At 41.9% G+C, this 26,979-nt stretch carries 24 protein-coding genes, 1 tRNA gene and 6 pseudogenes; 28 read left to right on the top strand and 3 right to left on the bottom strand.

Translation table 11 applies throughout. The features are described 5' to 3' along the window. Nucleotides 1-30 precede the first annotated feature (30 nt). The 6 genes and pseudogenes from JCM19055_RS19870 to JCM19055_RS19895 all read left to right on the top strand — a co-directional run bounded on the left by JCM19055_RS19870 (nucleotide 31) and on the right by JCM19055_RS19895 (nucleotide 6,914). Nucleotides 31-678 (top strand): 50S ribosomal protein L25/general stress protein Ctc, encoded by a 648-nt coding sequence (locus JCM19055_RS19870; protein ID WP_042360982.1) that lies wholly within the window; start codon nucleotides 31-33, stop codon nucleotides 676-678. Nucleotides 679-764: 86 nt separating this feature from the next. Beyond that, nucleotides 765-1,325, top strand: coding sequence for an aminoacyl-tRNA hydrolase (pth, locus tag JCM19055_RS19875; protein WP_042360983.1), 561 nt, complete (start codon nucleotides 765-767; stop codon nucleotides 1,323-1,325). Nucleotides 1,326-1,382: 57 nt separating this feature from the next. Next, nucleotides 1,383-1,613 (top strand): anti-sigma-F factor Fin, encoded by a 231-nt coding sequence (locus JCM19055_RS19880; RefSeq protein WP_042360984.1) that lies wholly within the window; start codon nucleotides 1,383-1,385, stop codon nucleotides 1,611-1,613. Between the two features lie 71 nt (nucleotides 1,614-1,684). Then, a pseudogene (mfd, locus tag JCM19055_RS19885) lies at nucleotides 1,685-5,240 on the top strand (transcription-repair coupling factor). A gap of 204 nt (nucleotides 5,241-5,444) precedes the next feature. After that, nucleotides 5,445-5,984 (top strand): stage V sporulation protein T, encoded by a 540-nt coding sequence (spoVT, locus tag JCM19055_RS19890; RefSeq protein ID WP_042360985.1) that lies wholly within the window; start codon nucleotides 5,445-5,447, stop codon nucleotides 5,982-5,984. 267 nt (nucleotides 5,985-6,251) lie between these two features. Continuing rightward, nucleotides 6,252-6,914: a GntR family transcriptional regulator gene (locus JCM19055_RS19895; RefSeq protein WP_042360986.1), complete on the top strand. Its 663-nt coding sequence runs from the start codon at nucleotides 6,252-6,254 to the stop codon at nucleotides 6,912-6,914. Nucleotides 6,915-6,957: 43 nt separating this feature from the next. On the opposite strand, the gene JCM19055_RS19900 is transcribed toward JCM19055_RS19895, so the two are convergent. The 3 genes from JCM19055_RS19900 to JCM19055_RS19910 all read right to left on the bottom strand — a co-directional run bounded on the left by JCM19055_RS19900 (nucleotide 6,958) and on the right by JCM19055_RS19910 (nucleotide 9,955). Further along, nucleotides 6,958-7,245 (bottom strand): hypothetical protein, encoded by a 288-nt coding sequence (locus tag JCM19055_RS19900; protein ID WP_042360987.1) that lies wholly within the window; start codon nucleotides 7,243-7,245, stop codon nucleotides 6,958-6,960. Nucleotides 7,246-7,643: 398 nt separating this feature from the next. Continuing rightward, on the bottom strand, nucleotides 7,644-8,072 hold the full coding sequence (locus JCM19055_RS19905) for a hypothetical protein (RefSeq protein WP_265182405.1): 429 nt from the start codon (nucleotides 8,070-8,072) through the stop codon (nucleotides 7,644-7,646). Between the two features lie 290 nt (nucleotides 8,073-8,362). Further along, the gene (locus JCM19055_RS19910) at nucleotides 8,363-9,955 is read right to left on the bottom strand and encodes a glutathione ABC transporter substrate-binding protein (RefSeq protein WP_042360989.1); all 1,593 of its coding nucleotides are present in this window, start codon (nucleotides 9,953-9,955) and stop codon (nucleotides 8,363-8,365) included. Between the two features lie 160 nt (nucleotides 9,956-10,115). Here JCM19055_RS19910 and mazG point away from each other — a divergent pair. The 22 genes and pseudogenes from mazG to JCM19055_RS25905 form a co-directional block, all read left to right on the top strand. Further along, a pseudogene (gene mazG / locus JCM19055_RS19915) lies at nucleotides 10,116-11,559 on the top strand (nucleoside triphosphate pyrophosphohydrolase). Next, nucleotides 11,560-11,820 carry an RNA-binding S4 domain-containing protein gene (locus JCM19055_RS19920; RefSeq protein ID WP_042360990.1) on the top strand — a complete coding sequence of 87 codons (261 nt, stop codon included), beginning with the start codon at nucleotides 11,560-11,562 and terminating at the stop codon, nucleotides 11,818-11,820. It begins immediately after the preceding pseudogene. A 129-nt stretch (nucleotides 11,821-11,949) separates the two neighbouring features. Continuing rightward, a complete protein-coding gene (gene yabP, locus JCM19055_RS19925; protein WP_042361004.1) occupies nucleotides 11,950-12,255 on the top strand; it encodes a sporulation protein YabP in 306 nt (101 codons plus the stop codon). Beyond that, nucleotides 12,252-12,626, top strand: coding sequence for a spore cortex biosynthesis protein YabQ (yabQ, locus tag JCM19055_RS19930; RefSeq protein WP_052366586.1), 375 nt, complete (start codon nucleotides 12,252-12,254; stop codon nucleotides 12,624-12,626). The genes yabP and yabQ overlap by 4 nt, the downstream gene beginning before the upstream one ends. A 237-nt stretch (nucleotides 12,627-12,863) precedes the next feature. Beyond that, nucleotides 12,864-13,277 (top strand): septum formation initiator family protein, encoded by a 414-nt coding sequence (locus JCM19055_RS19935; protein WP_042360993.1) that lies wholly within the window; start codon nucleotides 12,864-12,866, stop codon nucleotides 13,275-13,277. Between the two features lie 101 nt (nucleotides 13,278-13,378). Continuing rightward, complete coding sequence (locus JCM19055_RS19940) at nucleotides 13,379-13,780, top strand: S1 domain-containing RNA-binding protein (RefSeq protein ID WP_042360994.1); 402 nt, start codon at nucleotides 13,379-13,381, stop codon at nucleotides 13,778-13,780. Between the two features lie 168 nt (nucleotides 13,781-13,948). After that, a tRNA-Met gene (locus JCM19055_RS19945) sits at nucleotides 13,949-14,025 on the top strand. A 392-nt stretch (nucleotides 14,026-14,417) separates the two neighbouring features. Then, a pseudogene (spoIIE, locus tag JCM19055_RS26770) lies at nucleotides 14,418-16,375 on the top strand (stage II sporulation protein E). Further along, nucleotides 16,354-16,812, top strand: coding sequence for a SpoIIE family protein phosphatase (locus JCM19055_RS26775; protein ID WP_052366589.1), 459 nt, complete (start codon nucleotides 16,354-16,356; stop codon nucleotides 16,810-16,812). Before spoIIE ends, JCM19055_RS26775 begins: the two are co-directional and overlap by 22 nt. 74 nt (nucleotides 16,813-16,886) lie before the next feature. After that, on the top strand, nucleotides 16,887-17,627 hold the full coding sequence (locus JCM19055_RS19955) for a VWA domain-containing protein (RefSeq protein ID WP_042360996.1): 741 nt from the start codon (nucleotides 16,887-16,889) through the stop codon (nucleotides 17,625-17,627). 30 nt (nucleotides 17,628-17,657) lie between these two features. Beyond that, nucleotides 17,658-18,566, top strand: coding sequence for a hypothetical protein (locus tag JCM19055_RS19960; protein WP_052366590.1), 909 nt, complete (start codon nucleotides 17,658-17,660; stop codon nucleotides 18,564-18,566). 80 nt (nucleotides 18,567-18,646) lie between these two features. Beyond that, nucleotides 18,647-18,934: a threonine/serine exporter family protein gene (locus tag JCM19055_RS32345; RefSeq protein WP_370543243.1), complete on the top strand. Its 288-nt coding sequence runs from the start codon at nucleotides 18,647-18,649 to the stop codon at nucleotides 18,932-18,934. Next, nucleotides 18,931-19,155 carry a threonine/serine exporter family protein gene (locus tag JCM19055_RS32350; RefSeq protein WP_370543244.1) on the top strand — a complete coding sequence of 75 codons (225 nt, stop codon included), beginning with the start codon at nucleotides 18,931-18,933 and terminating at the stop codon, nucleotides 19,153-19,155. The genes JCM19055_RS32345 and JCM19055_RS32350 overlap by 4 nt, the downstream gene beginning before the upstream one ends. Before the next feature lie 16 nt (nucleotides 19,156-19,171). Next, nucleotides 19,172-19,351, top strand: coding sequence for a threonine/serine exporter family protein (locus tag JCM19055_RS32355; RefSeq protein ID WP_370543245.1), 180 nt, complete (start codon nucleotides 19,172-19,174; stop codon nucleotides 19,349-19,351). 16 nt (nucleotides 19,352-19,367) lie between these two features. Beyond that, nucleotides 19,368-19,811 (top strand): threonine/serine exporter family protein, encoded by a 444-nt coding sequence (locus JCM19055_RS19970; protein ID WP_042360997.1) that lies wholly within the window; start codon nucleotides 19,368-19,370, stop codon nucleotides 19,809-19,811. Next, on the top strand, nucleotides 19,795-21,174 hold the full coding sequence (gene tilS / locus JCM19055_RS19975; protein ID WP_042360998.1) for a tRNA lysidine(34) synthetase TilS: 1,380 nt from the start codon (nucleotides 19,795-19,797) through the stop codon (nucleotides 21,172-21,174). The genes JCM19055_RS19970 and tilS overlap by 17 nt, the downstream gene beginning before the upstream one ends. Nucleotides 21,175-21,210: 36 nt before the next feature. Further along, nucleotides 21,211-21,753 carry a hypoxanthine phosphoribosyltransferase gene (gene hpt / locus JCM19055_RS19980; protein WP_042361000.1) on the top strand — a complete coding sequence of 181 codons (543 nt, stop codon included), beginning with the start codon at nucleotides 21,211-21,213 and terminating at the stop codon, nucleotides 21,751-21,753. 66 nt (nucleotides 21,754-21,819) lie between these two features. Next, nucleotides 21,820-23,877 carry an ATP-dependent zinc metalloprotease FtsH gene (gene ftsH / locus JCM19055_RS19985; protein WP_042361001.1) on the top strand — a complete coding sequence of 686 codons (2,058 nt, stop codon included), beginning with the start codon at nucleotides 21,820-21,822 and terminating at the stop codon, nucleotides 23,875-23,877. Between the two features lie 134 nt (nucleotides 23,878-24,011). Then, nucleotides 24,012-24,778: pseudogene (locus JCM19055_RS19990) on the top strand (type III pantothenate kinase). A 21-nt stretch (nucleotides 24,779-24,799) separates the two neighbouring features. Beyond that, a pseudogene (gene hslO, locus JCM19055_RS19995) lies at nucleotides 24,800-25,673 on the top strand (Hsp33 family molecular chaperone HslO). A gap of 93 nt (nucleotides 25,674-25,766) precedes the next feature. Then, nucleotides 25,767-26,696 (top strand): cysteine synthase A, encoded by a 930-nt coding sequence (gene cysK / locus JCM19055_RS20000; RefSeq protein WP_042361002.1) that lies wholly within the window; start codon nucleotides 25,767-25,769, stop codon nucleotides 26,694-26,696. Nucleotides 26,697-26,811: 115 nt separating this feature from the next. Continuing rightward, nucleotides 26,812-26,979 (top strand): annotated as a pseudogene (locus JCM19055_RS25905) (anthranilate/aminodeoxychorismate synthase component II); the annotation flags it as partial.

The raw sequence follows: 26,979 nt of genomic DNA on the forward strand, positions 1-26,979 counted from the left end.
TGAAAATAATCGATGAGGTGACTATAGACAATGGCTAAATTACAAGCACATTCTAGAAATGACTTACGACGTTCAGTAACACGTAAGCTAAGAGTTGACGGGTTTGTTCCAGCTGTTCTTTACGGAAAGAAAACCGAGAGCATTGCGGTTTCTGTACCAAGCATCGAATTTATGAAGACATTGCGTGAAGCAGGACGTAACGGTATTATTGATCTTTTTGTCGATGGCGATGGTAAGAAGCATCAAGTAATGGTACACGATCTACAAAATGATATTCTCAAAGGGAACACAACACACATTGATTTCTTTGAAGTCGATATGAAGTCAGAGCTCGATGCAGATGTTGCTGTTAATCTTGTTGGAGATGCACCAGGTGAAGTAGAAGGTGGCGTACTTTCTCATATGCTTTACACGATTTCCGTTCGTGCACTACCAACAGAAATTCCAGAATCAATTGAAGTTGATATCTCTCAATTAGGTGTTGGTGATTCAATTTCAGTTTCAGACTTGAAATCAGGAAAGAACTTTGAATTCAACAACGATGATGAAGAAACGGTTGTTGCAGTTCTTGCCCCAACTCTTGAAGACGAAGGCACTGAAGAAGAAGCTTCGGACGAGCCTGAGCTTGTAGAGAACGATGAGGCTTCTGATGAAGGGTCTGACGATAACGAACAATAATGAAAAGCGAATGAAGGACAAGGCATAGCCCCTCGGTTATGCCTTTTTCGCAGTTTAAGTAAATGAACTGAAAGGAAGTTACATCCTTGAAGGTAATTGTAGGCCTAGGTAACCCTGGAAGAAAATATACGAAAACGAGACACAATGTTGGCTTTATGGCGATCGATGATCTAGCAAAGAGCTGGGGAGAAAAGCTAAAAAAGCATACTAACTTTAGGGCTGAATATACTGAAGTGATTCGTGATGGCGAGAAGTTAATTCTGTTAAAACCGCTTACATTCATGAACCTTTCTGGAGAGTCCGTTCGAGCGGTTGCTAATTACTACGATCTTGATTCAGAAGACATTCTTGTTGTCTATGATGACCTGGATTTACCGACAGGTACTGTAAAATATCGTAAATCTGGTGGTCATGGCGGTCATAATGGAATCCGTTCTTTAATTGATCAATTAGGGACGAAACAGTTTAACCGAGCAAGAATTGGCATTGATCGCCCGCCAGAAGGAAAAGCAGTTGTCGATTACGTCCTATCGAAGTTTGATAAACGGGAAATGGATGCCATTCAAGATGCCCGTGAAAATGTTGTACGTGCATGTGAGACGTGGGTTCACGATGATTTTGATCGCGTCATGAATCAACACAATTAAGAGGTATAGCGCTCTCCTTACTCGTTGAAACTAGTAGTATGAAAGTGAGGAGAGAATATGGTCGTTTATTATCATTGCAAGCAGTGCAACGCAGAACTTGGTACAGTCTCATCTCGAGAGGCAATGGACTATGATTTAGGTTTTTCGGTACTCAATCAAGAAGAGAAGAAAGAAGTTCTAGAGACCGATGAACAAGGGAATTTACACGTACATGCGCTATGTGATACGTGCTATGAGATGAGTCAAGCTTCACCGCACGTTCATGAACAAGACCATTGGTATCATTAAGATGAACAAGGACATGAACGAGTGACATATAAATGGAGAATAGTTTGAATCATTAGGGGAGGATCGGCTTCATGAAAGCGATCGAGCATAAGCTCTTAAATAATCAGCAAATCCAAAGCATTAAAGATGGTTTGGAGAAAGGATTAAAAGAGCAACTTTTAACGGGGTTGAGCGGTTCGGCTAAGACATTATTATTGTCTGGTCTTTATGAATTGGGGCATAAGCCGCAAGTTCTCGTTACGTACAATTTATTGCAAGCTCAAAAATGGCAGGAAGATTTAAGTGATCTCATTGGTGAGGATCACGTATATCTTTACCCGGTGAACGAATTGATCTCTTCAGAAATCGCTGTAGCGAGCCCAGAAATGAGATCTCAGCGCATTGAGGTTATGAATGCGCTTTTTGCTGATTTCAAAGGAATTATTATTATCCCAATTGCAGGATTACGTCGCTTGCTGCCGCCGAAAGAACGCTGGGAAAAAAAGTCAATATGAATTGCGTGTTGGCCAAGAATTAGATGTTGAGGCGTTTTTAGCTGAGCTTCAAGCAATGGGATACGTGCGTGCAGACCTTGCGTCCACACCGGGTGAATTTAGTGTGCGTGGTGGAATTATAGATATTTATCCTTTAACTGAAGAACATCCGTTACGGATTGATTTATTTGATACTGAAATTGATTCGATGCGTTATTTCAATGCAGAAGACCAACGTTCTCTTGAACCAATTGAGCAAATTACAATTGGACCCGCTGAAGAGACAATCTTAACTGAGCCTGAATGGCAACGAGCTGCTGAAAATCTCACAGAACAAATGCAAAAGAGTCTCAAAAAAAAGTAAACGATGAAGAGGCACGGGATAAGCTTGAGAAATCGTTATCGTTTGAACTTGACCAAATTAACGAAAGAATTCGTTTCCAAGGATTATACAAGTATATTTCGTATATGTATGAAACACCTGCAACATTGCTTGATTATTTACCGAGCGAAGCGAAAATTTTTGTAGACGAAATTAGTCGGGTGCAAGAAACAGCCGTTCGCTTGGACCGAGAAGAGTCGGATTGGCACATGACGATGCTTGAACAAGGAGAAGTTCCCCATGACTTACGTTTATCAAAGCATTATGAAGATATTATTAAGTCAATCGACCAATCTGTCATTTATTTCTCGATCTTTTTACGTGGCGTACCCGGTGTTCAGCTGCAAATGTTGAAAGTATTAATTGTAAGGCGATGCAACAATTCCATGGTCAAATGCCTGTGTTGCAAAATGAGGTGGAGCGCTGGTCAAAAGCAAACTTCACCATCGTCTTTATTGCTTCAGATGACGATCGTGTGAAGCGTCTAAAGGGGATTCTTCAAGATTATGACATCGAAGCAACTCCTGTTTCTCGAGATGAACCTCTAGACCAAGGGAAGGCCTACATTGTACAAGGAGACTTGCACAATGGCTTTGAGTTGCCGTTTGAGCACCTTGCTGTCATTACAGAGCGTGAAACGTTCACGAAAAAAGTAACAAAAGCTAGACGTCGACAGAAGTTATCGAACGCTGAGCGAATCAAAAGTTACTCTGAACTTAATGTCGGTGATTTAGTCGTTCATGTCAGTCATGGGATCGGTAAATATCTCGGCGTTGAAACGTTGTCTGTAAACAACATGAATCAAGACTACGTTCATATTTCTTATGCGGGAAATGACAAGTTGTACGTTCCTGTAGAGCAAATTGACCAAATTCAAAAGTATGTTGGTTCTGAAGATAAAGACCCGAAGATCTACAAGTTGGGTGGTCAGGACTGGAAGAAAGTTAAACGGAAAGTACAGTCGTCTGTAGAAGACATTGCTGATGATTTGATCAAATTGTATGCTGAACGTGAAAGTTCGAAAGGACATGCGTTCTCAGAAGATAGCACGGAGCAGCGAGAGTTTGAGAGCTCATTCCCTTATCAAGAAACGGAAGATCAGGTAAAAGCGATCGAAGAGATTAAAGAGGATATGGAGAAAGAGCGTCCGATGGATCGCCTACTATGTGGTGACGTAGGGTACGGGAAGACAGAAGTAGCAATCCGTGCAGCGTTTAAGGCCATCATGTCAGGCAAACAAGTCGCACTTCTCGTTCCGACAACAATTCTTGCACAGCAACATTATGATACATTCTTGGAGCGTTTTGGCGATTACCCAATCAACGTCGGTGTACTTAATCGCTTTAGAACACGTAAAGAGATCAATGAAAATGTCCGTTCCCTTGAGACCGGTGGCTTGGATATGGTCATTGGAACGCATCGTATTTTATCGAAAGACGTAAAGTTCAAAGACTTAGGGTTACTGATTGTCGATGAAGAACAACGATTTGGCGTCACGCATAAAGAAAAAAAATTAAGCAATTGCGTTCGAACATTGATGTACTAACGTTAACTGCGACACCAATTCCGCGAACGCTTCACATGTCGATGCTCGGTGTACGGGATTTATCCCTTATTGAAACGCCACCAGAAAATCGTTTCCCTGTGCAGACGTATGTACTGGAATACAATGCCTCTCTCGTAAAAGAAGCAATTGAGCGTGAAATCAGTCGTGGTGGCCAAGTGTACTTCTTGTACAACCGTGTCGATAACATTGAGCAGATGGCAGAGCAGATCTCAATGCTCGTACCAGATGCTGACGTCACCTATGCACACGGCCAAATGAATGAACGTGAGTTAGAGTCAGTGATGATTGATTTCTTAGAAGGTCATAAAGATGTTCTTGTAACGACGACAATTATTGAAACGGGTGTAGACATTCCGAATGTAAATACACTCATCATTTACAATGCCGATCAAATGGGATTAAGTCAGCTTTACCAAATCCGGGGTCGAGTTGGACGTTCAAATCGCGTTGCATATGCATACTTTACGTATAAACGTGATAAAGTTCTAACTGAAGTGGCGGAAAAGCGTCTACAAGCGATTAAAGAGTTTACAGAGCTCGGTTCAGGATTTAAGATCGCAATGCGTGACTTATCCATTCGAGGCGCGGGGAACTTGCTTGGAGCTGAACAACATGGCTATATCGATAGTGTCGGCTTTGATATGTATTCACAAATGCTAAAAGATGCAATTGAGCAGCGTAAATATAAAGGAAGTACGAAAGAACGTGAACCAAAAGCTGAAGACATTCCATTAGATATTAAAGTTGAAGCGTACATTCCTGAGACGTACATTCATGATCCAAAACAAAAAATTGAAATGTATAAGCGTTTCAAAGGGATCAATACGTTTGATGAGCTAACCGATCTACAAGATGAGATGATGGATCGATTTAGCGAATATCCAGATGAAGTGCGAGCGCTCTTCTCGATTGCAACGATCAAATTGTATAGCTTACAAGAAGGTGTTGCTTCAATTTCAGAAACAGGCGGTAAATGTACAATCTTATTCACTGAAGAAGCATCGAATAACATCGATGGCGCTGAATTGTTCCGCCTAGTTAATGAGCTTGGTCGAGACGTTGGTGTTGGGACAGAGGGTAGTCAAATTAAGCTCAATATCCAAAAGAAACGTATGGGCTCTCTCGTTTATGTAACGTTACTTGAGAAGCTAATGTCAAGAATACCAGAAGTGAAAAAGAAAACCGCTTCCAAAACGGTATCTTAGTAAATGAAGCACTCTTTTATAATGGAGTGCTTCATTTTTTTTATGGAATTAACCCCTGTAATCTACGGGATCAGGATGTGTAAGGTAAACTTTTTTTTATTATGGGTGAATAGTTCTTTTTTTGGTTACGGATACTAAAAACAGTCATGAGAGAAGGAACATCATTGATTAGATAGTACATCGACATGAAAGTGAGGCACACCAATGAAAGCTACTGGTATTGTTCGTCGAATTGACGATCTAGGCAGAGTGGTCATCCCAAAAGAAATCAGACGTACGTTACGGATTCGTGAAGGAGACCCATTAGAAATTTTCGTAGACCGAGATGGCGAAGTCATTTTGAAGAAGTATTCACCAATCTCTGAGCTTGGGGACTTTGCAAAGGAGTATGCGGAAGCACTTTATGACAGTTTAGGGCATCCTATTCTTGTTGCAGATCGCGATTCATACATTGCTGTATCTGGTGGATCGAAGAAAGACTTTGCAAACAAGAGTATTGGGGAAATTGTAGAGGATGCAATTAATACGCGAACAACGAAAGCGGAGTTTCAACACGGTGATTATAACTTAGTAAGTGATCATCGTGACACGATGGAAGGTTATGTTGTCGCGCCAATTATTGCAAACGGGGATCCAATTGGAGCTGTTGTCATGATTTCAAAAGAAAAACCACCTGAAGAAAGCGTGGCACGAATGCTTATCGAAACAGCGGCAGGTTTCTTAGCAAGACAAATGGAACAATGATACCGAACTAATTTAAATTTATAAGCCGGTATCCCTTTACAGATTCCGGCTGTTCCTTTATCATTGTAAGTAACATATCGATTCACCCCAAATATCATAACCTACGGAAAGCAGGCCATTGTCATCGTGGTCTGCTTTTCTAACGTTAAATAACCTTTTCCCGGTTTTATAGATTTAAACGTAAACGATTAGAACACGTTACGTAATAATGGGGTTGAACAACGGACTCGAATGCATCGTCGATCGATTGAAGGATAGGTGAATGACATGTGTGCTGCAAAGATTGATAAGCCAATTCCATATTATCTCCAATTATATCGAGAGATCAAACAACGCATTTATGACCGCACATACCGTGCTGGTGATAGAATTAATGAGAGTCAACTCTCAAAAGAAATGGGCATTAGTCGTTCACCGATTCGAGAAGCAATGCGATTGCTTGAGAAGGATGGTTTGCTTGTTGCCGATGAGAAGCTTGGATTTGTCGTCTACTCGCTAACGGTAACCGACGTAGAGCACATTTATGAGCTTAGGATTGCGCTTGAAGTATTAGCAGTTGAATTGGCAGTTCAACACGCAAGTGAACAAGAATTAGAGGTTGTTTCAGATATTCTAGATGAAGTTGATCGACTGATTCGTGATAAAGCCGATGATGAACGCATTATTGATTGGAATCAAAAGTTCCACCAAGAAATTGCTCAATGTAGTCATAACCCATACTTAGCGAGTCAACTCAATACAATTGAAGCTTTAATCTTTTACTGTCGAGTGATGAACTTTGAAGGACGTGGGCGTGCTACGCATATTCAAGATGAACATCGACAAATCTTTAAAGCCTTAAAAGAACGAGATGCGCAAACAGCAAGCGCCATGATGGAGAAACATCTCAAACATGATTTAGAACACTTACATGAAGTACTTACATCATAAATAAAACCCCTCCAAATTTTTGGAGGGGTTTTATTTATTTATTTTATTTTTGCCATTCTTGTTTAAAAGCTCTAAACCAAAGAAAGCTAGCCAAAACGATGAGTAGTGCTGAAATCAAGTAGATCAACATTAAATGCAAATGGTCCGCAGCAAAGCCAACGAGCAAGGAGCCTAGTGCAAACCCGAACATGGCAACAGTACCTTCTGCAGCATAGACGTAAGGAAGAACGTTTACGTCGATTCGCTCTTGATACAGCGTCTGTGAAGCGACGGCCTCTAGCTGTAAAAAGAACCCGAGACAAGCAATGATAAGAAGCGCAAAAAAGCTCAACGGTTAACGCAAACAGTAGTGTAAACAATGCAGTGCCAACCAACCCTACAAAAACCGTCTTTGATTGGTTTTGTTGAATAAGGGAATGATGCGTTCTTAGCACGAGACTCGCAAGGAGCAACCCAATTAACAGGCTTGCATTCAAAAACCCCCACCAGCCCTCACTCACCATAAGAACTTGTTCAACAAAAAGGTACGTGATTGCTGCAATCCATACGACATTTGCGACTGACGTGAGAAATGACGCCAATACAGCATGCAATAGCCAGCGAGACGAGACCATTACCGAGAAGCCGCGGCGCATCTCTGTGTGCCAGCTCTTTGGTTCGCCTTCGTTCGCGAACGTCTTGTTCACTCGTTGATGTAACAAGGTGCAGGAAGCGGCGGTGAACACGGCGTTAAGCACAACGAGTAGGAATAAAAAAAGGTGCATGAACATAGGCAAGCAATAAACCTCCTAGCGCCCAGCAAATAAATTCAACTCCTTCGCTAACGAGACTGATCGTACTGTTCGCACGGACGCGCTTTTCTTTGTCAACGATTCTCGGTACAAGCGCTTGGCTGCTCGGGTCGAACCAAGCGTCCATCATCGATACAAAAAAAACAATAATATAGGCTAAAAACAATAAATTATAGAATATGCATGCAAAGACGAGCACAAGAAGTAAGACTTTTGTTCTCGTAGCGAATATAAGGATTGTCGTTAAAGAGAAACGAGTAAACAGTAACGGAGCGATAAGATTTGCACCGAATCGGGCCAAAGTAATCGTAACTGGGATAAAGCTCATGAATAAAGCTGATGCAGTTTCCATATAAATCACGTGCATGAGAGCTACGATAAATAGTACAAATCCCGATTGCTGACAAGCTCTGCCCACGACTAAAAAAAACAAAATTCCAATGCACGAAAACGTAAGCCTCCTTTTCTGATCAGTTATTTACTGAAGAAAAGGAGTGAGTCACATTGGATAACCCCCTTCATTAAATTCTCAACGGTCGGGTGATTGTTTTACATTGGAAACACCTCAGTTTTTATTTATTCAGATTATATCGGAGTGTTCGAAAGAACACAATAAACCCATCTATACAAAAGTACAGATGGGTCAAAAACTCGGACTTAATATCCTGCTTCTTCTTCGTTGATTGATACTTCACTGAGGTCATAAATGCCTGTAGCTAGGTGGTTAAATCCTTCTACAGAGTCAGCAATACCTGTGATGTAGTCATTATGAACAGTAAAGATCATAGGAGCCTCTTCAATAATGATTTGCTCTGCTTGTGCATAAAGGTCTGCACGAGCATCATTATCAGATTCACTACGAGCTTCTGTTAATAATGCGTCGACTTCTTCGTTATCGTAAAATGTTGAGTTTCCTTGAGAACCATGATTTCCAGAATAGAAATTAGGATGTAAAGCATAGTCTGCATCCGCTGTTACCGTAGACCATCCAAGAACGAACATTTCTGTATTCCCTTGATCAGTGGCATCTAAAAATGCTCCCCACTCCATCATTTCAATTGAAAGATCTACTCCAACTTCTTGAAGGTAGTCTTGAGCAACTTCTGCAATGTGAATACGTGTAGGGTTTGCATCATTTGTAAGAATCGATGCAGAGAAGCCATCTTCATAACCCGCTTCTGCTAATAATTCTTTCGCGCCCTCAGGATCGTATTCAATTCCTTGTGTATCTTCGCTATATCCGAATGTGTACTCGCTTAATGGACCTGTTGCAACTGAACCAAACCCACCATAAAGGCCTTCCAGAAGCACTTCTGAATCAATAGCCATTGCGATGGCACGACGAACATCAGGGTCATCAAAAGGCTCAACATCTGTGTTAAAGCCGATGTATTCAAATCCAAGTTGTTCTTGTGTAAGAAGACTTGCGTTTTGCATGTCGTCAACAATGCCTGAATTCGCAGATTCTACTTGATCAATAAAATGCACTTCACCTTGGTCAAGCATCCCGATACGCGTGCTTTGTTCAGGAACAACACGCATTGTTACTTGTGATACTTGAGCTTCTTCGCCCCAATAATTTTCATTTTTGCTTAAACGAATTTCATTACCTTGAACCCACTCGTCAAGTTCAAAAGAACCTGTACCTGCTGCATTAACACTCAAAAGTGCATCTCCATTTTCATCTGCATCAATGGCTGCTGGACTAATAATCGCTGCTGCACTATGAGCAAGATGTGCATCAAGTGGTGCAAATGGTTCACTCGTTGTAAATTCTACTGTATACTCATCAATTGCTGTAATTTCTTCCACTAATTCAAACATGTTTGCACGAGGTTTCGCGTTGTCTGGATCTAATAGACGCTCGAAGTTCTTAACAACTGCATCTGCATTCAGCTCTTCACCATCATGGAACGTAACGCCTTCACGAATTTGGAATTCCCACGTTAAATCGTCAACCATTTCGTACGATTCTGCAAGTACAGGTTGAAGTTCCATGTTATTGTCATGCTCTAGCAAGTTTTCATAAATGTTTGTCGAAACTTGAGATGATGGAACATCTGTTGTTTCTTGAGGATCCAAAGAAACAATGTCTGAAGAGAGCGCTAACACAAATTGGTCTCCTCCAGCACTACCTGTTGATGTACTTCCGTCGCTTCCTTCTTCAACTGCACCAGGATCTGATGAACAACCTGCAAGAAGTACTGTGGCTCCTGCAAAGCCAGCGACATAACGTTTTAAGTTAGCCAAAACTCATTCCCCCATTAATAAATGATGTGTAAAGCTTCTAGATTGTAGAGGTATTGCCTATGATATAATAACATAGACAAGCAAGAGAAACGAGGAGTTGTCATTGGTGAATTTACCAACAATTTGTGTATTTGGCTTAGGGGCGGGGACGCTCGACCAAATGACACTTTCAACGTATAAACGATTAAAAAAATTCAAATAAATTGTATGTTAGAACGAAAGCACACCCGGTGATGGAGGAATTGGAGCTAGAAGGACTGACGATTCACCCATTTGATGATGTATATGAGGCACATGATACGTTCCAACCGGTATACGAAGCCATCGTTGAGCGTTTAGTTAACGAAGCATCAAGTCAAGATGAACCGGTTTTATATGCTGTGCCAGGTCACCCACTTGTTGCTGAAGAAACTGTGCAACGATTACTAGAAAAGGAACGACAAGGTGTGATTCAGCTTCAAATTGAGGGCGGGCAAAGCTTTCTTGATCCGGTTTTTACAGCATTACGAATGGATCCTAGTGAAGGTTTTCAGCTTCTTGATGCGACAAGTTTTTCTAGCTCAGACTGGTCATTGAACCAACATTTGATTTTGACACAAGTGTACGATTTCTTTACAGCCTCTAACGTAAAACTTTCGTTAATGGAGCAGCTGCCAGATGATTACCGTATAAGAATCGTAAAAGAAGCCGGTGGAGCTGGGGAATCGGTTGTAGAACTGCCTCTGTATGAATTGGACCGGGCGTTTCAAGAAACTTCGAACTTAGCTGTCGTCTATGTACCACCAGTGCGCGAAGAAAAGCTAACACGTCATACGTTCCGTCGTTTACGAGAGGTGATTCACGTATTACGAAGCCCTGACGGATGCCCGTGGGATCGTCAACAGACACATCAATCGCTCAAAAAATATTTGCTAGAAGAAGCGTATGAAGTGCTAGAAGCGATCGACGAAGACGATGATGATCATCTTATTGAGGAGCTTGGGGACGTGTTGTTACAAGTCATGCTTCATAGCCAAATCGGTGAAGATGAAGGGTACTTTACGATTGATGATGTAATTAAGACACTTACAGATAAGATGATTCGTAGACACCCACACGTCTTCTCAACAGCTACGGCTGAAACGAGCGAGGACGTCGTTACGAATTGGGACGAAATTAAAAAGCAAGAAAAGCAAGGCAAAGAAAGCGAGCAATCGCAGCTGACAGGAATTCCGAAATCGATGCCTGCACTAATGGTTTCTTATGAATTGCAAAAGAAAGCTGCAAAAGTAGGATTCAGTTGGGAAACAGCAGCGCCAATGTGGCAAAAGCTCGAAGAAGAGATTCGTGAGTGGAAAGAAGCGATTAGTGAACAACACGATGAATCAGACATTAAGAAGGAATTAGGTGACGTGTTGTTTATTGTCGTCAACCTTGCTCGGTTTTATCGATTACAACCTGAAGAAGCCTTGCAGATGACGAATACGAAATTTAAAAAGCGGTTTATGCACATTGAAAAGCGTTTATTAGAACAAGGACAAACGATGAATGACGTATCGCTAGAAACGATGGACCGCTTTTGGGACGAGGCAAAACAATTGGAGAGAGAAAGTGAGGATGAATAAGTGAGAATCGATAAATTTCTAAAGGTATCACGCATTATAAAAAGGCGTACTGTAGCGAAGGAAGTTGCAGGTGCAGGCCGTATTACGGTAAATGGTCATGCTGCTAAGGCTGGAACTGAAGTGAATCCAGGAGATGAAGTGTCTATTCGTTTCGGGAAAAAAACACTTCGTGTGAAGATTGAATCCGTTAACAGTGCGGCCCAAAAGAATGAAGCCGCACTGATGTATACGACAATTGAAGAAGTCTATCACGATGATTGATAAACGTGCACATAAAGAAGCCCTATAATAAAGGGCTTCTTTTTTTAGTGGTGTGGAATGGCTTGTTCTTTTTCGCCTCCGCGAGGCATAAGATAAGACAACGAGTGGATTATGTTAGGAGGAATTGATATGTCTGAATATGTCACGAATCAACGGTATCAAAACAACACGAATAGTGATCATGAAGTGATTATGAAAGGTCGTAAACTCCTCGAAATTAGCGGAGTAAAAGAAGTCCAGAGTTTTGATAGTGAAGAGTTTCTATTAGAGACTGTAATGGGTTTCTTGTCCGTTCGAGGCCATGACTTGCATATGAAGAATCTGAATGTTGAAGAAGGCATTGTTTCAATCGTAGGGAAAGTGGATGATTTGATTTACGTAGATAGCAGTGGATCAGGAAAACCAAAAGGCTTGTTTGGGAAGTTATTTAAGTGACACTCGTTGTACAGTTCCAAACCTTCTTCGCTATGATTGCTGCAGGTTCTGCCATTGCGTTACAGCTAGATGTGTATCATCGATGTTTACTTTTGCGTTCAAAGTGGACACAGGCAGTAATGGATTTAGCTTTCTGGATTGTACAGGCTCTACTCGTTTTCTATCTGCTGTTTTATATGAATTTTGGAGAGCTTAGGATTTACATTTTTATTGCGATTATTCTAGGGTTTGTAACGTATTGGCATACGGTACGTCCTTTCTTTTTGCGATTGCTCGAACGAATCATTCAAATGGTACAATGGTTGATCATGGCAATCAAGAAAACGATTTACGTCTTAATCATCACACCCATCCTCGGTTATATAAACTAATTTCCAAAATAGCAATTTTTCTCTTGACAATTGTCCAGTGGAGTGTGATTCAATTAAGTAAACTTCTGTTTTTCTTTATTCGACCTGTGTATTTACTTTTACAAGGTCCGAAAATTGTTAAACAAGTAAAAGCCATGTACTCACGAGTGATTCGTTGGTTCTCGAAAAAAAAGTGATGATGAGGATTCCTAGCAATCCTCTCATTGCGTTTCTCATATGATGAGAGAGAGGTGCGACATGCCGAAATCAAACGATCGAGAAAAAGTAACGACAATTCATAAGGACAAGCCATTTGACAAAGAACAAAAGCGTTTGCAAATGAGAGAAGAAAGACGTCGTCGAGGACTAAAGCGAAGACTGATTTTTATTGGGATCGTTGGTGCGTTTGTGATCGTGTTTGCAGCGGTTGGGCTTATCTCTCAAAAGTCAATGATTGACGCTAATGATCAAGAACAAGAGCAACTTGAAGAGCGATACGCTGAGTTAATGGAAGAACAAAAGCAGCTCGAGCAAGATATTGTCAATTATAATGATATTGATTATATTGCAGAAGTTGCGAGGCGCGATTTATACTTAACTAAACCAGGTGAAACGATCTTCAAGGTACCTGAGAGTCATGACGATCAAGAAGAAGATGAGGAAGACGACTAATCACAAAGTAACCTTTGCAACATAGAATAGTAATCGTGTAAGCTTTATCTACATACGTTTAACGTATGGTTTAAGAAAATATGAGGAGGAACGTTTCATCAATGTCGATTGAAGCTGGCAGCAAGTATCAAGGGAAAGTCACCGGTGTAACAAACTTTGGCGCTTTTGTAGATTTACCAGGAGGTCAAACAGGACTCGTTCACATTAGTGAGGTCGCTGATCAATATGTGAAAGACATCAAGGAATTTATTAAGGTTGGCGATGAAGTAACGGTTAAAGTTCTAAAGATTGAAAGTGACGGGAAGATTGGACTTTCGATTCGTAAAGCAACAGAGCGACCAAAAGAAGAGAAACCGCGTCGTAGTCAAGGAGGCGGGTTTAAGAAGCGTGAGCAAACACTCTCATTTGAAGATAAGATGAGCCGCTTCTTAAAAGATAGTGAGGAGAATCTCTCAACCTTGCGTAAGAAGAGCGACAACCGAAAAGGCGGTGGCCGTAAATAGTTAGATCCCTTCTGCAAACAGAGACATGATGATTCGTCTCAAATAGATGTATAAATAAAGGCAGAACAGGAGCTTTCCTGATCTGCCTATTTTATTCTTACATGATTTTTCGGTTAACCATTGACTTTGCTTTATGTAGTCGATATAATAACTCTTGTCTTGTTAAATGGCGGTGTAGCTCAGCTGGCTAGAGCGTACGGTTCATACCCGTGAGGTCGTGGGTTCGACTCCCTCCGCCGCTACCATTTATATGATAATCCAACCATGTTGCTTACGAGCAACATGGTTTTTTTGTCGTTCGCTTTATTTCGCACGGTTTAGCGGTTTGTTTTTGTAGCTTCTGTCGGAAAATGATTGATGATTATGGCGAATTTTTGTGAGCATAACAATCACTTATGATTACAAAACGGCGAAGGGACAAGTATTTCTGTTCTTTCAAGAAAGAGTCGAACGATTTTTTTTACGTCGTCGTCATTCTGACAAACACTGCATCAAAACCTCGATATACTCATCACCAAGAAAAACAAAACGGTGGTGGGCATAGATGATTCATAAAGAGACGGGCCAGGGAACATTTGCAAGAGTCACAGTTGGAACAGACGGGTTCATTCCTCTTAAACAGAGATGGATGCAACTCATGAGTAAATTCGAAAAAGGAACGGAACTTGTTTTTCTTAAATGGGGCGTCTTGTTATTTATCGTTGGGGTCATGCTCGGTCGAGCTGCTATATTATCGGATTTATATCCGTTTGCATTACCCTTTTTCGCAGCCGTCTTCGTTCTAAAGAAGAATCGAGCATTACTAGCTGCAACTGCTATACTTGTCGGAACGATTTGGGGCTTAACCTTTAACTTGCCTCATGTACTGATCGGGATGGTAGGCTTTCTCGTTTTGTACAAGCTATTTAAAACATTAATGATACAAACGCGTTGGGCATTGCCAGTTGCTGTATTGGTTACTTCGTTTCTAGCACGAATAGCAATCACATACGTGAGCATGGGAACGGTCACTCAATACCATTGGATGATGGGTGCGATCGAAGCAGGTCTTGCACTAATGCTTACGATGATCTTTTTGCAAAGCCTGCCTCTTATTACACATAAACGAAAACAGCGCTCGTTAAAAAGCGAAGAAATTATCTGTTTTATCATTCTTATTGCATCGGTCATGACAGGGGCAATTGGCTGGGTTATTTACGGCTAGGTGCAGAACATATTCTTGCTCGGTATTTAGTTTTATTGTTTGCTTTGGCAGGAGGCGCAACGATTGGGGCAACGGTCGGTGTTGTCACAGGTCTCGTTTTGAGTTTGGCCGCCGTTGTGAACTTGTATCAGATGAGTTTACTCGCATTTGCAGGCCTTCTTGGCGGGCTTCTTAAAGATGGTAATAAAATTGGGGTCAGTGCAGGTTTGCTTGTCGGTACGGCGTTAATTGCTTTATATGGACAAGGGCTAAGTAGTGCAGGAATTACTGTCATGGAGTCGGTCGCAGCGATTGCGTTATTTTTGCTGACGCCAAAAAGTGCCATTCAATATATGGCGAAGTATGTACCTGGGACGACCGAACATTCAAAGGAACAACAGCGGTATATGCGTAAAATTCGAGATGTTACAGCTGCGCGTGTTGAGCGGTTTTCCGATCTTTTTCAGACATTATCTTCTAGTTTTACAAATGATCGGGAAACGACGTATACAAATGAGAAAGACCTTGAAGGTGATCGGTTCTTAGCGACGATTACAGCAAGTACATGTCAAAAGTGTTTCCGTAAAGAGACGTGTTGGGCAGAGCGCTTTGATACAACCTATGATGTCATGGAAGACGTTATGACAGATATTGAACAAGGAGATGTTCAAAAAGGCTCTTATGACCGTCTAAAGCGGCATTGTATTTATCCTGATCGAATTGTTAAAACGATGAAAGAACAGTGGGGACCTCATGAGCTTCGAAAAACGTATGCTAAGCAACTTGAAGAAAGCAGAAGGCTTGTTGCTGATCAGTTGCAAGGGGTATCGCAAGTAATGGGGGAATTTGCGCGAGAAATTCAAAAGGAAAAAGAAACACATGATAGTCAAGAGGAACAAATTCACGAAGCGATTCAAGAAGCAGGGATTGATATCGGTCAAGTCGATGTCTATAACTTAACGCCTCGTGACGTGCGAGTAGAAATTGAACTTGGGGAAGATGTAGGCAGGGAAGAAGCGGAAAAGCTAATTGCGCCGATGTTATCAGGGATCTTAAATGATCACATTATTGTCGATCCGGAAAATGACGAAGATGTGGAGGACGGCAAAGTAATGAATTTCGTTTCTGCAAAGACCTATACAGTTGACTCAGGAGCGGCAACTGTTGCACAAGGTGGTGCGTGGTTATCGGGGGACAATCATGCTGCGATGCAACTTGGGTTCGGGAAGTTTGCAGTTGCCATAAGTGATGGCATGGGCAACGGCAAAAAAGCACACGATGAGAGCAAGGCAACACTAAAGTTATTAGAAAATTTATTACAGTCAGGCATCGATGAGAAAGTAGCGATTCAATCCATGAATCTGTACTTTCACTTCGTGCAGACGAAGAGATGTTTTCAACGCTGGATTTAACGATTATTGATTTGCAAACGGCAGATACGTCATTTATAAAAATCGGCTCTATGCCAAGTTTCATTAAACGAGGTGGGCAAGTTTCTTCTGTTGAATCTGGTAATTTGCCGATGGGCATTATTTCGGAAGCTAATTTTGATGTCGTATCAAGAAGTATGCAAGATGAAGATTTATTAATTATGATGAGTGACGGAATGTTCGATGGGGTGAAGCATGTGGAAAACAAAGAAAGGTGGATGAGACGAATCATTTCTGAGATGGAGACGGAAGATCCTCAGACGATGTCAGATTTATTATTAGAAGAAGTCATTCGTGTTAGCGACGGCAAGATAGATGATGACATGACCGTTGTTGTAACGAAGATTCGTCGGAATACTCCGCGTTGGGCGAAGATCCCAATGCAAAAGTGGGTTCCACAAATTTATAAAGAAGCTTAATTGGTATATCTCTTAGTGAAATCGTCAACAATGCTAGATACAAAGTTTAAGATTCACTAAGGGAGGACTAAGCCATGAGTAAAGGAACGCTAAAACAGATTCTATTGTTAACCGATGGTTGTTCAAATGATGGCGGTGATCCAGCTGCAATCGCAGCTCTTGCACGTGAAGAAAACATAACAGTCAATGTGATTGGTGTTCTTGAAGAAGGGTCATTAAACGAAGACGCCTATGATGAAATTGAAAAGATTGCGACTGCTGGTGGAGGGATTAGTCAAGTTGTTTACATGAAACAACTCGCCAAAACTGTCCAGATGGTAACGAGACAAGCGATGACACAAACACTACAAGGGGTCGTTAATAAAGAGTTGTCCCAAATTCTTGGCAGAGAACAAGAATGGGATGACCTTTCTCCAGAGAAACGTGGAGAAGTGATGGAAGTCGTTGATGATCTTGGTGAACGTGTTGATTTTGAAGTCGTCATTCTTGTGGACGCCAGTGCAAGTATGAGAAATAAATTACGCACTGTACAAGAGGCGCTTGTCGATTTGTCTATATCGATGGATTCTAGAGGGGGAAGCAACTACTACACGTTGCTCACGTTCCCAGGTAAGCGAAACGATACAGACATTATTAAAGGGTGGACATCTGGAATTACAGGGTTGAGCGGTTTATTCGATAAAATATCAGTTGGTGGCATTACACCGACAGGGCCTGCGATCCAAGCAGCAATTCAACAATTCCAGTCTCGGAAAAGAAGGAGCATGATCTCTTATGGAGAAGACGAATATGAACTCGAGGAACGAGGCTCCTAACTTTCCGAGGGGGACGAAATTGCTCGGGAAATGGAACCGCAATGTTTATCATATTCTAAAGCCGTTAGGCGCGGTGCAACTGGGGTCGTTTACCTCGCTGATTCGAAACATGGAAAAGTCGCATTAAAGATCGGACATAACAGTATGTCGATTACGTCTGAGGTGAATGTACTAAAGCATTTTGGGAAGGTCCAAGGACAAATACTTGGGCCTTCTTTTATCGATACGGATGATTGTATTGTAAGAGGCCAAAAGCATCCATTTTATGTGATGGAGTATTTACAAGGTGTGCCTGTATTTGATCATTTAAAGGAGCATGGCAACGAATGGGCGCCTGTATTTATGGTTCAATTGCTTGGTGATTTATCGCGTTTGCATCGCGCTGGCTGGGTATTTGGTGATTTAAAGCCCGAGAACTTGCTCATTACTGGCCCGCCGTACCGAGTACGTTGGTTAGATGTTGGTGGAACGACAATAAAAGGCCGGGCGATTAAAGAGTATACGGAGTTTTACGATCGAGGGTATTGGGGGATGGGCGATCGAAAAGCAGACGAACAATATGATTTATTTGCAGCGGGTATGATTTTTATCCACCTCATCGAAAAGAAACGTTTTGAAAAAGGCAATGACGGAAAGCAAACGTTAATGACTTGTTTAGAGCGAAATGAACAGCTACGTCCTTATCGACATTGGTTAAAAAAAATGGTCCAAGGTTCGTTTCAAGATGCAGAAGCTGCACGTACAGATCTAATGAAATTTATTGCAAAACGAGAAGATCGTCATAGGAAAGTCGATCAATCAGCTAGGCCAAAACGAAGAAAGAAAATGAGGAAAAAGGCACAAAAACAGCCGGCGCTCGTCGGCATTGTAGATCTTGTGCTAGTCATCGCTTTTCTCTTAATCACTTCTGTCTTATACTTGGTAGGACAGATGATTTAAAGCCCGATAAAAGGACGAAGATACATGACCACAAAAAAAAGGACAAATTAATTGATTTGTGTCTACTTGCGGGTAAGTTGATGCTCATGTATGGTGCGGAAACCTATCGGGTTGAAGACACAATGAAGCGAATGGCCATTGCTGGTGGAATGGACAATGTGAATAGCTTTGTGACAACGACGGGCATTTTCTTATCCGGTGTATTAGAAGACGATGATGATATTATGCAAATGATTCGGATTGTTGACCGTTTCCAAGACCTTAGCAAAGTAACGGAAGTCAATCACATATCAAGAGAGTTCGTCGCTGGTCGTATGTCAATCACAGATGCAAGGCAAGAACTGAAGAGGTTGAGAAGCAACCGATGAACTATCCGTTATGGTTGATTTACATTGCTTCAGCTATCGGTGGCGGTGCATTCTCATACCTTATTGGCGATTCACTGTTTGATATGATCCCAGCTTCAATTGGTGGGCTTGTGTCAACGCTTGCTCTTGTACTTTTTCAACATTATTTACAAGCGAAGTTTTTCTCTGAATACTTAGCGGCATTTTTTTGGAGGAGTAACGGCGTTAATCCTTGTTCATAGTGGATTTGGGACGAACATTGACCAAATTATTATCGGGTCATTAATTCCGCTTGTTCCTGGGGTGCCTTTAACGAACTCCGTTCGTGACCTTATGGCAGGCGATTTAATATCAGGTCTTGCACGGGGAGCGGAAGCCGCATTAACTTCACTTTCCATTGCCGCTGGTGTTGCGACGGCAGTGTCGTTATTTTTATAGATAAGGAGCGAGTGTTATGGTTTGGGAGCTAATCATTTGTGGCATTGCAACGATTGCCTTTGCCATAATTTTCAACATTCCTTATCGATTGTTATGGATGATTGGACTCATTGGAATGCTTTCATGGTCTGTTTATAGTCTATTGCCAATCACTGGTGTTGGTCCCGTTCCAGCAGCTGCGGTTGCGGCGTTTTCATCCGCGTTAATTAGCCATTTTGCAGCGAGGAAGAAAAGAGTTCCGGTTACAACGTTTACGATTCCAGGAATTATTCCGCTCGTGCCCGGTGGCCGAGCTTATGAAACGATGCTTGCCTTCGTTCAAGGTGATTACATCGAAGGACTGTCTCAAGGAGCAGGAACTTTATTGCAAGCAGGTGCAATTGCAGGCGGACTAGCTTTTGCACTTTCTATTTTCTCAATCGGTAGAGGAGTCGGGCAACGATATGAAACAAATCGATAACTTCGTAAAGCGGCATCATTTGTTACAACATGACGAAGTCGTCGTTGCTGCCGTTTCTGGTGGGGTAGACTCGATGTTAATGTTGCATTGGTTGATTCATCATACGAGTCACCGGGTCATCGTTGCGCACGTTCATCACGGGTTGCGACAGCAATCGGACGATGAGCGACTAATGATTGAACAATATTGTGAAGCTTATAACATAAAGTTCTATTTTAAGCGTATCGATCTAAAAGGGAATCGTGTTTCTTCTAAGTCAATTCAAAATGATGCTAGGGCGATACGCTATGCATTCTTCTCAGAAGTGATGCAAAAAGAAAACGCAGCTACTCTTGTAACGGGTCACCACGGTGATGATCAAGTTGAAACGGTACTAATGAAGATTACAAGAGGGCATGTTGGTGGCAGTATTGGCATTAAAGCCAAAAGAAAGTTAGCTGAAGGAGTCGTTGTTAGACCGTTGCTCGGGTTAACAAAAGCAGAAATTGTCGCAGTCGCATCTGAAGAAAGCGTGCCTTGGTTTGAAGATGCTTCAAATGCAGATCAAAGCTATACGCGTAACCGCTATCGAAGCCGGATCTTACCGGAGATTCAAAAAGAGAACGAGCGTTACGTGCAATCGTATCAACAATTTGTGGAAGAATACGATGAACTGCGTGCATATGTCACTCAAGAAGCGGAAAATCTATTACGTGATTGTGTGGTGTATGAGCAAGGGCAAGCGATTGTAGCATTGACACGATTTCGTAAACACGCTATTCCTTTACAACGACAGGCGATTCACTTACTATTGAACTATCTATATCAATCCCAAGCTGTCTATGTTTCAAGAGTACATATTGAGGACTGCTTGCGTTTAGTTTTCTCCTCGAATCCCTCTGCAGAGATTGCCCTATCTAATGGGTATATTTGCAAAAGGGATTATGAATCGTTATGTTTTCTTTTAGAAGATGAGCCAACTGACTTGCTCGAACTCAACCAGAGAGTTGAGGAAGTTCCAAGTGCGATTACGACGTCATATGGCATTCTCACGTTTGAGAAAAGCTTGGAACAACGTCAAGCGAGTGAGCACGAGTGTTTTATTCCAATGAAGGACGCGTCGTTTCCGCTCATTGTTAGAACGAGAAACCGAGGAGATGTTATTGAACCGAAAGGTCTAGACGGAAGGCAGAAGCTAAATAGAATCTTCATCGATCAGAAAGTGACAAGAAGAGCGCGTGATCAATGGCCAGTCGTTACGGATTCAAAAGGGAACATCTTATGGCTACCGCTTTTAAAGAAAAGTCGCTTCACGACAGAACGTGCGGATTCCTATGTGTTAATAACATTGCAGCGATCATTAAAGGACGCAGGTCTTTTCTGAAATTTTTTTGTATGGAAACGAGGGTGTTTAGTTCACATGAGAAGTGAAATACAAGAGGTATTAATTAGTGCTGAGCAAATTGGTGAAAAGTGCCGGGAACTTGGAACGACAATTACAAATGAGTATGATGGTAAGTTCCCATTACTCATTGGAGTGCTAAAAGGAGCATTGCCATTTATGGCAGACCTCACGCGCGCAATTGATACTCACGTTGAAATTGATTTTATGGATGTTTCAAGTTACGGAAATAAAATGCGATCATCTGGAGAAGTTAAGATTGTAAAAGATCTTGATGCTTCTGTAGAAGGCCGTGATGTATTAATTATTGAAGATATTATTGATAGTGGCTTAACACTAAGTTATCTCGTCAATTTACTTCGACACCGCGGAGCGAATTCTGTAAAGATCGTGACGCTATTGGACAAACCTGAAGGACGCAAGGTAGACATTGTCCCAGATTTAGTTGGATTTACGGTACCAGATGAATTTGTTGTAGGGTATGGTCTTGATTTCGCTGAGCGATATCGTAATCTCCCATATATCGGTATTTTGAAACCTGAGGTGTATCAAGGCTCTTAATTATGGCTTTTCAAGTAAATGTGATAATATTACCTGTATTGTGTGACATGCGGGAGGAGGTCTCGAATGAGTCGGGCGGTTAGATATACGATTTTCTGGGGTGTAATAGTCCTGATTCTCGTCGGTATTGTTAACATGTTTAATAATGACACCGGTGATTCAGAGGTTATGACGACTCAGGAATTTTTACAAGCATTAAATAATGATGAAATTGTTTCGATGACTGTTCAACCAGAGCTAGATGTTTACTATATTGAAGGTGAACTCACTGGAGGTACAGAAGAAGAACCGAACTTGTTCCAAGTTCATGTTCTCCAGTCTCAAGAAATGACAGATATGCTACTTAGCGAATTTGAAAATAATCCTAACCTCGTATCAGGTGATTCTGAACCTGCACCTGAGTCTGGTGGTTGGTTGCAATTCCTAACAGCGATGCTTCCGTTTATTATTATCTTCATTCTCTTCTTCTTCCTACTTAGCCAAATGCAAGGTGGCGGTAGCCGAGTCATGAACTTCGGTAAGAGTAAGGCGAAGATGTACCAAGAAGATAAGAAGAAAGCACGCTTTAAAGATGTTGCCGGTGCTGAAGAAGAGAAGCAAGAGCTTGTAGAGGTTGTTGATTTCTTAAAAGACCCTCGTAAGTTCTCAAACATTGGTGCGCGTATTCCTAAAGGTGTACTTCTTGTTGGTCCTCCGGGTACTGGTAAGACTCTACTCGGTCGAGCGGTTGCAGGTGAGGCAGGAGTGCCTTTCTTCTCCATTAGTGGTTCCGACTTTGTTGAGATGTTTGTTGGTGTCGGTGCTTCTCGTGTTCGTGACTTGTTTAATAATGCGAAAAGCAATGCGCCGTGTATTATCTTTATTGATGAGATCGATGCGGTTGGTCGTCAACGTGGCGCAGGTGTAGGCGGAGGCCACGATGAGCGTGAGCAAACGTTAAACCAACTACTCGTTGAAATGGATGGATTTGACGGTAATGAAGGAATTATCATTATCGCAGCGACAAACCGTGCCGACGTTCTCGACCCGGCATTACTACGTCCAGGACGTTTTGACCGCCAGATTACAGTAGGAGCTCCAGACGTAAAAGGCCGTGCAGAAGTTCTTGCTGTACATGCAAAAAACAAGCCATTAAACGATGATGTAGATTTGGAAGTCGTTGCTCAACGAACGCCAGGATTCTCCGGTGCAGACCTTGAGAACCTTCTCAATGAAGCAGCGCTCGTTGCGGCTAGAGCTGATCAAACAGAAATTCGCATGATTCATATTGAGGAAGCGATCGACAGAGTAATTGCTGGACCTGCTAAGAAAACAAGAGTCATCTCGAAGAAAGAACGTAATATCGTCGCGTTCCATGAAGCGGGACACACCGTCGTTGGTGTAAAACTGCAGAATGCGGATATGGTTCACAAGGTGACGATTGTTCCACGTGGGCAAGCAGGCGGTTATGCAATGATGTTACCGAAAGAAGATCGTTACTTCATGACAAAACCAGAGTTGCTTGATAAGATTGTCGGGTTACTTGGTGGCCGAGTGGCTGAAGACGTTATTTTCGGGGAAGCAAGTACAGGAGCTCACAACGATTTCCAACGAGCAACAAGTATTGCTCGTAAGATGGTTACGGAATATGGAATGAGCGAGAAGCTCGGACCATTACAATTTGGCTCATCAAGTGGAGGCCAAGTATTCTTAGGTCGCGACATTCAAAATGAACAAAATTACTCCGATGCCATTGCATTTGAGATTGATCGTGAGATCCAATCGATCATTAAAGAATGTTATGATCGCTGTAAACAAATTCTTACTGAGAATAAAGATAAGCTTGAGCTAGTTGCAGAGAGCTTACTTGAGCTTGAAACACTAGATGCTGAGCAAATTTATTCACTCGTTGAAGACGGTAAATTACCGGATAATCACCATTCCAATCGAAAAGACATCGAATCTGACGATGTGAAGGTGAACTTCAATTCTAAGCAAGATGAAGATCGTGAAGAAGAAAGCGAGCAAGTAGATCAAGCTGAACAAGCAGAGGAACGTACAGACGAATCGGAAGAAGAACGTAAAGAAGAGCAGTCTGAACCGACCGATGATCAAGAAGATCACAAGGACGATCGTAGATCGTAACGATATTAAACGTGAAGGGAGCCCATTACAGGCTCCCTTCATTCTTATGTTAAAAAGCAAATGGTTTGTTTAATTGATAGCAATTGGTTACGATTAAGTGCGTTGGACTTGTTGTAAAAAGGGGGTAAATAGCGATGATTCTCGTAATCGATGTTGGGAATACCCATATTGTATTTGGGGTATACGATGATAATGAACTTCTCCATTATTGGCGAATGACGACGTCCCTTGAACGAACAGAAGATGAATACGGGATGTCTATGCAGACGATGCTAAACAACAAAGGTGTTCAATCATCTGAAGTAAAAGGAGTTATTGTTTCTTCGGTCGTGCCGTCATTGATGTTTACGTTAGAGCATATGACAGAGAAATACTTCAATCAGAAAGCCATGGTTGTTGGACCGGGTATTAAAACCGGATTGAACATTCTTTACGACAATCCTAAGGATGTAGGGGCAGACCGCATCGTAAATGCTGTTGCTGGAATACATGAACATGGCAGTCCTCTGGTGATTGTTGATTTTGGTACAGCGACAACCTTTTGCTACATCGATGAGAAAGATCGCTATCAAGGTGGCGCGATTGCTCCAGGAATTGTAATCTCGACCGATGCCCTTTATACACATGCGTCCAAATTGCCTCACATTGAGATTCAAGAACCTCAATCTGTCGTTGGGAAAAACACTGTCCATGCGATGCAGTCAGGTATTTATTATGGTTATGCAGGGCTCGTAGACGGAATTGTGATGAGGATGTCGAAGCGAGGAAGTAAAAAGCCTAAGGTCATTGCAACAGGAGGACTGGCTAGGCTGATTGGAAAGGCGACAACTTCAATTGATGTTATTGATCCTTTTTAACGTTAAAAGGATTAAAGCGGATTTACGATAAAAATATACTGTAAGGATAAAAGGAGTAATGTAGGATGACGGACTATTTAGCGAAGGCAACAGCATATGATGGAAAAGTAAGAGTGTATGCGGCGACAACGACAAATATGGTCAATGAAGTCGTACAACGCCACCATGTGTTGCCAACAGCGGCTGCGGCACTTGGACGAACGATGATCGCAGGGACGATTATGGGCTCAATGCTTAAGGGTGAAGACAAAGTAACCATTAAAGTTGAAGGCGATGGTCCACTAGGCCCGATCATTGTTGATAGTGATGCACATGGTAATTCTAGAGGGTATTTATATAACAAGTGTGCACTTTGAACTCAATCAACACGGTAAGTTAGACGTAGCTCGTGCTGTCGGTACGAGCGGTTCAATTGCGGTTACGAAGAACTTAGGCATGAAAGAACAATTCACAGGACATTCTCCGATTGTCTCAGGAGAACTAGGTGATGATTTTACGTATTACTTCGTAACGTCTGAGCAGATTCCTTCTTCCGTTGGTGTTGGTGTTTTAGTCGATACAGATAACTCCATTAAAGCTGCTGGCGGATTCATTTTACAAGTGATGCCTGGGACGGATGACGCCACTATTGATCGACTTGAAAAGCAAATTGGCAACATGCCGCCAGTTTCTAAGTTAATTGAGCGTGGTGATACACCTGAACAAATGATTGCGACGGTTACGGGTGATGATTACAAGGTGTTGGAAACGATGCCTGTTCAGTTTAAGTGTGAATGCTCAAAAGAACGGATTGGAAGAGCAATTGTAAGTCTTGGCAAAGAAGAAATCCAATCGATGATTGAAGAAGACAAAGGTGCAGAGACTCAATGTCATTTTTGCAATGAAGTGTACACGTTTAATGAAGTGGATTTAGAGGAGCTAAAGCAAGAAGCGGAATAGTGAAAATATTAATTGACAGAATTTAGTCGTTCCAGTAGAATATTTAATAATACCAATAAAATTACTTGGGATTAACTTGAGGAGGTCTACTGAATGAGTAGAGTTGCGAATTCTGTTACGGAGTTAATAGGGAATACACCTCTTGTAAAGCTCAACCGCCTAACTGGGGAAAATGATGCAGACGTTTATCTGAAGCTTGAGTATTTCAATCCAGGATCTTCAGTAAAAGATCGGATTGGACTTGCGATGATTGAAAAGGCAGAACGTGAAGGTAAGATTAAGCCAGGGCAAGATACAATCATTGAGCCAACAAGTGGGAACACGGGAATCGGCTTAGCGATGGTTGCGGCAGCTAAAGGATACCGTACGAAGCTTGTCATGCCAGAGACGATGAGTCAAGAGCGACGAAATTTGTTAAAAGCATATGGCGCAGAACTTGTTTTAACACCAGGACCTGAAGGAATGGGCGGAGCCATTCGTAAAGCGCAGGAATTGGCAGATGAAAATGGTTATTTTATGCCTCAGCAGTTTGAGAATGATGCGAACGTAAATGTCCATCGCGAGACGACGGGTCGCGAACTGCTTGAACAAGTTGACGGTAAACTTGATTCGTTTGTTGCAGGTGTTGGAACAGGCGGTACAATAACTGGAGCTGGGGGATTTCTTAAGGAAAACTTCCCGAACCTAAAAATTGTAGCTGTTGAACCGGCAGACGCACCAGTATTATCTGGCGGACAGAAAGGGCCACATAAGATTCAAGGCATTGGGGCTGGTTTTGTTCCTGCAATTCTAAACACAGATATCTATGATGAGATTACACAAGTTTCAACCGAGCAAGCGTTTGAATTTGCTAGACGTGCTGCAAGGGAAGAAGGAGTACTCGGAGGCATATCATCTGGTGCTGCGATCTATGCCGCACTAGAAGAAGCGAAGAAATTAGGCAAAGGTAAGAAGGTTGTTGCAATTATACCTTCGAACGGCGAAAGGTATTTAAGTACACCACTTTATCAATTTGAAGACTAATAACGAAAAGCGATCTCTTCTATAGAGGTCGCTTTAGTTTTTTAAAGGTAGATGATAAACTAAAAAAAGAAGAAAGAGAATAGTTGAGTTAAGCTGAGCTGAGGAGGAAGAGAAGATGTTGTTGATGATTGATAATTATGATTCATTTACGTATAATTTAGTCCAATATTTTGGTGAACTCGGGGAAGAATGCCTTGTTTACCGCAATGATGAAATAACGCTTCATGATATGGAGAAGCTAAGCCCAAGTCGTCTCGTTATTTCACCAGGACCATGTGACCCA

The sequence above is a fragment of the Geomicrobium sp. JCM 19055 genome (assembly GCF_000698185.1).
GTDB lineage: Bacteria > Bacillota > Bacilli > Bacillales > Marinococcaceae > Geomicrobium_A > Geomicrobium_A sediminis.